Origin of the sequence: [Limnothrix rosea] IAM M-220 (assembly GCF_001904615.1) — a bacterium.
GTDB lineage: Bacteria > Cyanobacteriota > Cyanobacteriia > Cyanobacteriales > MRBY01 > MRBY01.
On the sequence record NZ_MRBY01000003.1, the window covers coordinates 96864 to 103248 of the forward strand.

Here is a 6385-nt window from a genome sequence, read left to right on the forward strand (position 1 = left end):
AATAAATAACAAATTAACGACGTTGTTACCGAGATTTTTCGCGATTATCTGTCGCAACTTTGCTTCCGACTAATGGCGATCGCATATATCTCTACGCCTCCCATCAACCTGAAATCTGATGCACCAAACACCGCCAAAGAACCTTTAGAGTATCAAGTTTTTTAACTTAACCTTGATTTTTGACCACAATTGTAGCGACTAGATTTAGAGTTGCGGCGTGTTTTTACCGCAAATTTGTCCTTTTATTTTAAGAAACGATAATATTTGGGTTGTTGAATGACTTTTAAATGATTTTGTCCAGTGATAGCTCCCCTTTTTTTCGCTAGCCCGCAAAGATAAAGATCTTGAAAAAATTATCCTAAAACAGGAAAAACAACGAATTCGCGGATTATAAAGAGTAAAACTGTAATAACTTCGCAAAAATACTACTGTAGATTCAACAATTGGGGTTAACCTTAAATTTAAACGAATCTCTGAGCACGATACGGTATAAATCCAATGGGCAGAATCTTTATTTCCGCAGGGCACGGTGGCATGGAAGGGGGTCTTCTCGATCCCGGTGCTGTTGCAGGTAATACGACAGAAGCACAACAAATGATTCTTTTGCGGGATCAACTCGTGCCAGAAATACGGCGCTTGAAGCTAGAAGTTTTAGCGGTGCCGGATGATCTCAGTGCAGCGGATACAATTCGCTGGATTAATGCCCGTGCCCGTTCTGGTGATATTGCCCTTGAGCTGCAAACGGATGCCTTTACTGATCCGAGTGTGAGTGGTGCTACGGCTTACTATATTGCCAATAATAGTGATCGCAAAGATCACGCTAATCTTTTACTCAAGTCTTTATTGCGTCGCGTGCCGGAACTGACAAGTCGCGGGGCAAAACCGGATACCCAGACGGGTTTAGGTCGTTTGCCTTTTTGTCGGGAGGTGATGATTCCGTCGTTACTGCTTGATGTGGGCTTTTTAACGAGTCCGGGCGATCGCCGGCTACTGATTAACCGCCGTAAGGATTTTGCCCTTGGTATTGCTGAGGGTTTGGCGGCATGGCTACAGGATCTCAATGGTTTGGTGCCGAATATCCCCGAAACGACCTATCCTGCCATCAATATTTTGATTAATAAGCAGTCCTATGAAGAGCAAGGGATTTTAATTAACGGCAACTCTTATTTGCCTGTGGATCTTGTGGATCGTCTTGGAGTGAATGTTCTTGTGCAGGAATCTCTGCGTCTGGTGCAGTACCAAGGCATTGTCTATGTGAAGGCGATCGAGCTGCGAAATTTTAACGTGACGGTGGGCTGGGATAAGGAGACGCGCACTTTAATTTTGTCTTCGATTCGGGCGGTTTGTCCGGGGCAACTGGATCGCATTATGGGGGTGGGCAATACGTCTGAGGTGCAGATGATTGTCTTTCTGAAAAATAATAATCCATCGGCTTTGCAACAATTTCCTGAGTTACCGAAGTTATACCGTGAAGAGGCGGCCATTGAAGGGGTTAATGCAGATATTGCTTTTGCGCAAATGTGTCTGGAAACGTCATTTTTGCAATTTATTGGTGATGTGGATGCGTCCCAGAATAATTTTGCGAATCTTGGTTCGGCGGGCGGTGGTACGGCTGGGGCGACTTTCCCTAGTGCTCGTGTTGGTGTGCGTGCCCATATTCAGCATCTGAAGGCCTATGCTAGTTTAGAGCCTGTGGTGCAGGAAATTGTTGATCCTCGTTTTCGTTTTGTGACCCGTGGTATTGCGCCACTCATCCAGCAGCTTTCGGGTCGGATGTCGGCGGATTTACAGTATGGCGATCGCCTGCTGGCGATGGTGCGTCGTCTCTATGAATCGGCAAAATTGCTTTAAAAATCCATAGTGAAGTCTGTGTCAAACTAAAATCAAAAACTGGTTGGAAAATGGGGGCGATCGCCGTTTAAGATAGGGTTCGGACATTTCCAAGATGGAGAAATAGACCATTTATACGCCGCCCCTTGCCCGTCTGATCGAACAATTTCAGCGTCTCCCCGGCATTGGCCCCAAAACTGCCCAGCGTCTTGCTTTGTATATTCTCAAGCGCCCTGAAAAGGACATTGAGGCTTTTGCTCAGGCATTGCTCAATGCGAAAAAACAGGTGGGAGTTTGCCAAACGTGTTTTCATCTTTCGGCGACATCGGTCTGTGATATTTGTAGTCATCCGAAACGGCTACAGGACACGATTTGTGTGGTGGCGGATTCGAAGGATGTGATTGCCCTCGAAAAAACTAGAGAATATCGGGGTACATACCATGTGCTTGGTGGTGTGATTTCGCCGATGGATGGTATTGGCCCTGAGCAGTTAACGATTCAGTCGTTGGTGCAGCGGGCGAGTGATGAAGCGATTACGGAAGTGATTCTCGCGATTAATCCCAGTGTGGAGGGGGAAACGACAACGTTGTACCTTGCTCAGCTCCTTAGACCTTTTGTAAAGGTGACGCGTATTGCTTTTGGTTTGCCGATGGGGGGTGATCTTGAATATGCTGATGAAGTGACGTTGGCTCGTGCCCTCGAAGGTCGTCGTGAACTGTAGTCGTGTGCTGTAAATGTCATAGTTTTAGCGACAGGGCGATCGCCTTGATCTTGGGATAGAAAAAGAGGCGATCGCCGCAAATTTTTTTATTGATCAAAAACCCTAGAAAGTATTTTCTTTCACAATTTCAGAAAGAGAGAGTTGACCGGGTTTATCCCAAGGGTCTTGGATGCGCTTACCGATGGCAACCATGGGCCCCATGACATAGTCGGGCGGCAAATTAATGAGTGCTGCGACCTGCTCAATTTCAAAACCAATCATCGGGCAAGAATCATAGCCTAAACCCTTGGCTGTCAGCATCGCTGTTTGCATCGCCATCCCAATGGAGCGTTGGGCTTCATCCCGCTGTAACCATTCCTTGCCTGCGTAGAAAGGCGCGATCATCCCTGTAATTGTTTTTGAAACCTCTTCTGGCGCATTAACCCAGTAACGTTCGGGGGCTTTCTCCCAAGCTTTTGTGTCGCCTGTGAATATGATGAGTAGAGATGCATCGGTGATTTGGGCTTGGTCAAAACCGACGGCTCTCACTTGTTGGCGTAGTTTTGGGTCTTTGATCACCACCAGTCGCCAGTGTTGAATATTAAAGCTGGTCGGTGATTGGATTGTGGCATCTAGTATTTTTTGCTCAATGTCGGCGGGCATCTCGTGCTTTGCGTCGAAATGCTTAATCGAACGGCGTTGGTATACGGCTTCTAGGGTTTCCATTTTATTTTTGCTCCTAACTGTGGCGATCGCCCCGATGGACGACTACTCCACTAAGCATAAGCAACGGAACCCCCATGCTTCGTCTATCTAAATGTTTAAGTGATCGCTTTCTAGGACTATTTCTATAATTGAGGCGATCGCCTTTATCTTCACCCCATGCAAAAATCAGACCTTACTCAATCTGAAACTATCGACTTTGCCAAACACCCCGAACTTGTTAGCTCCTTCAAAATAATTTTGGGTGAAATTGAAACAATTATCGATGTTTTGCAACAAGAAAATCTCGACTTTTTATTATTAAGTAAACTCAACAGAAATTTACTTGAAAACTTTCATTTAATTGTGAGTAAATATCCAGAAGCCCAGCAATATTATCAACAAAATTCTTATCAACTGGATGCTTTAGAATATACTCCTAGACAGCTAGAACTACCCACTGATATTGAACATATCCGGCATAATCGAGAGCAAATACTTGAAAGACTTAAGCAGGCTCATCAATGTATTCAGCGACCTATTGAGCAGGCTAACATTCATATCAATTATGTTCCTCAAGGGATTAGTAACGATCTTGCTCAGGGGGATGATCAGCTCAGTATTGAAGATGAGCTTCAAGCCATAGCGGACGTTTTACTTTTACGACAACTAGAACCCCCGATCGCCGTCGGGATTTTAGGGACATGGGGTAGCGGCAAATCCTTTGGTATGCATTTGATTCAGCAGCGAGTAAACGAAATTCGTTGTGGGAATCGGCAGACTGTTGAGGCTTGGGGAGAAGGATTAGAGGAAAACGATCCGGATCGAGAGAAGAAATTATCCCCCTATGTGGGACATATTTACCAAATTAAATTTAGTGCTTGGAGCTATGCGAAATCGAACCTATGGGCTAGTCTTATGGGGCAGATTTTTGCAGAGCTAAATGAGCAAATTACCTTCGAGCGACAGTTACAGAAAGCTGGTGTAGATTTGCTGCAGGGGGGCAAGATTTGGGAGGCGCTCGAAAAACTAAATGAGGGCGATCGCCAATTTTTTTTAGAGCAAAATCTTGATCCAGAAACCCTCGCACGATTGCGTAAAATCGAGCTAAAAAGTGAGCTAAATGACGAGCTGATTATGACATTGCGGCGATCGCAAAAACAAGCTCAAAAAGACCTTGAAAATCAAGAACAATTATTAGATCAAACTCAAAAAGCACTAAGGGAACGCCAGCTTGAGATTGCTGAAGGCATGGATAATAATCTTACCCTTGTCCTCAAATCTTCCCCAGAAATCCTCAGCCAAATTCATAAATATTTCGGTGAAAATATCGAGCTAAAAGTCACCGAGCAAATCCAAACAAAAGACCCAAATTTTGATCCACAGAATGTTAAAGAGCTAATCCAAGTTTTTGGTGAAAGTGCAAATTTATTTTTAGGCGATCGCCAACCCGATGTCCTATCCATGCCAAGCCTATGGAGATGGGCAAAGCGAGCATGGCAACCATTATTACTCTTTCTGATTTTTGTTGTTTTATGTATTTTATTGCCCTGGAAAGTTGCCCCTTGGTTGGCAAATCTCGTTTCGTCTACACCCGATTCAACGGGTTGGGAAAATCTTTTTGAGACGGTCGGATTATTAGTGCCCGGCACGCCAGCCCTAATTCACTTGAGAGATTTAGTCGGTCGCTTTAATCAGTGGTCGCAGGAAGCAAAATTAACCATCCATGAAACCCAAAAAAAATTACAGCAAAAGATGCGTACCGAAATTGAAAAAGACGAAGAAGCGCAAAAACTAAATGCCCGTTTAACCATACTCAAAAAAGACATCGAACATAAACGTGAACAATTGCCAGAGTTGCAATATGATTCCCTCGCTGAATTTTTGGGCGATCGCCTCAAGCCAGAAAACTACAATAACTATCTGGGCATGATTAACCAAGTCCAAGTTGATTTACAAGCACTCAGCGACAAATTATTGCCCCCTAAAGAAAAGCGCGGCGAAAAAATCAAAGAACTTTTCCCCCGTGGTGAACCGAGGGTTATTCTCTATATCGATGACCTAGATCGCTGCCCCCCTAAACGTGTTGTGGAGGTACTCGAAACAGTCCAGTTATTATTAAAGACCCAGCTTTTTGTCGTGGTGTTGGCCGTGGATGATCGCTATATTGCCCGGGCATTAGAAGAAGTTTATTCCGGTGTACTGAAGCGTCGCGGCAAACCCTCTGGCATCGATTATCTCGAAAAGATTATCCAAATCCCCTACCGGATGCGTCCCATCTCCCCTGACACGATTAGTCGCTATCTCGGCTCTCAAATCAATATTCTAAGGGAAAAATCCGACGAACCCGAAGCCGCTACACTTCCACAAAAATCATTACCGCCAGCCCTAGAGCAAGCACCCATTCAACCAATCTCTGCACAGAAACCCGCCCCCCCGATGCAACAAACAAGTGACGCTGGGAATGGGGCGATCGCCCAACAGCAAGACTTTATGCCAGCCCAGCAAACCATACAATCAGAAAAATTAGAACCAATTGAACCCGAACCAGAAACCTCAGATTTAGGCACCAATATCAACGAAATCAACACCATCGAACAAGACGAACTTGCTCTAATCATCAAATGCTGTCAGTACGTCGATATCACGCCCCGCACAGGCAAACGGCTGATCAATATCTATAAAATCCTCAAAATCATTTGGCAAAAACGCCAAGACCCATCACCTGAAACCAAACAAATTTTGTTCTCCTTTCTCGCTTTATCAGGGCGTTATCCAGACTTTATGCGCAATCTCTTTGAGGAAATTGACACTGAGCTACAAGAAAACCTCGATGACCCAGCAAATCAGTTCGATTATGTCTACTTGCTTGAAAAACTGCATCCCCAAGTTCCCAAAGCTGATTATCATGCCCAACGCGAATGGCGAAAATTCACCGCAGACATCAGCCGTATGATGCCCACTAATCCTTTTATCCTAAGCAAAGACGATTTCGAATTAGCCTTATCTTTCTGTTTTGTGGGTGATATTGGTTATGATCCTGATGATTTTTCCCAAAACCCCATTATGCCGACTTAATAATTGCTGACTTAACGTGAGTTTTGCTTAAGCATACTCGGAAGTACGACGCGGTGAATGGGAGAGCGAGAGATC

At 44.7% G+C, this 6385-nt stretch carries 4 protein-coding genes; 3 read left to right on the forward strand and 1 reads right to left on the reverse strand.

Features of this window, described 5'->3' with window-relative positions:
* The first annotated feature begins 498 nt into the window (after positions 1-498).
* On the forward strand, positions 499-1851 hold the full coding sequence (gene tftA / locus NIES208_RS02405) for a hormogonium tapered terminus morphoprotein TftA (RefSeq protein ID WP_075889335.1): 1353 nt from the start codon (positions 499-501) through the stop codon (positions 1849-1851).
* A gap of 109 nt (positions 1852-1960) precedes the next feature.
* Positions 1961-2551: a recombination mediator RecR gene (recR, locus tag NIES208_RS02410; RefSeq protein ID WP_075889337.1), complete on the forward strand. Its 591-nt coding sequence runs from the start codon at positions 1961-1963 to the stop codon at positions 2549-2551.
* A gap of 102 nt (positions 2552-2653) precedes the next feature.
* Here recR and NIES208_RS02415 read toward each other — a convergent pair whose 3' ends face one another.
* The gene (locus NIES208_RS02415) at positions 2654-3256 is read right to left on the reverse strand and encodes a nitroreductase family protein (protein ID WP_075889339.1); all 603 of its coding nucleotides are present in this window, start codon (positions 3254-3256) and stop codon (positions 2654-2656) included.
* A gap of 156 nt (positions 3257-3412) precedes the next feature.
* Here NIES208_RS02415 and NIES208_RS02420 point away from each other — a divergent pair, with 156 nt between their 5' ends.
* Complete coding sequence (locus NIES208_RS02420) at positions 3413-6310, forward strand: P-loop NTPase fold protein (RefSeq protein WP_075889341.1); 2898 nt, start codon at positions 3413-3415, stop codon at positions 6308-6310.
* The last annotated feature ends 75 nt before the right edge of the window (positions 6311-6385 follow it).

Coding starts and splice junctions, on each gene's coding strand:
- NIES208_RS02415 (WP_075889339.1), bottom strand. CDS start 3,256: ATGGAAACCCTAGAAGCCGTATACCAACGCCGTTCGATTAAGCATTTC.
- tftA (WP_075889335.1), top strand. CDS start 499: ATGGGCAGAATCTTTATTTCCGCAGGGCACGGTGGCATGGAAGGGGGT.
- NIES208_RS02420 (WP_075889341.1), top strand. CDS start 3,413: ATGCAAAAATCAGACCTTACTCAATCTGAAACTATCGACTTTGCCAAA.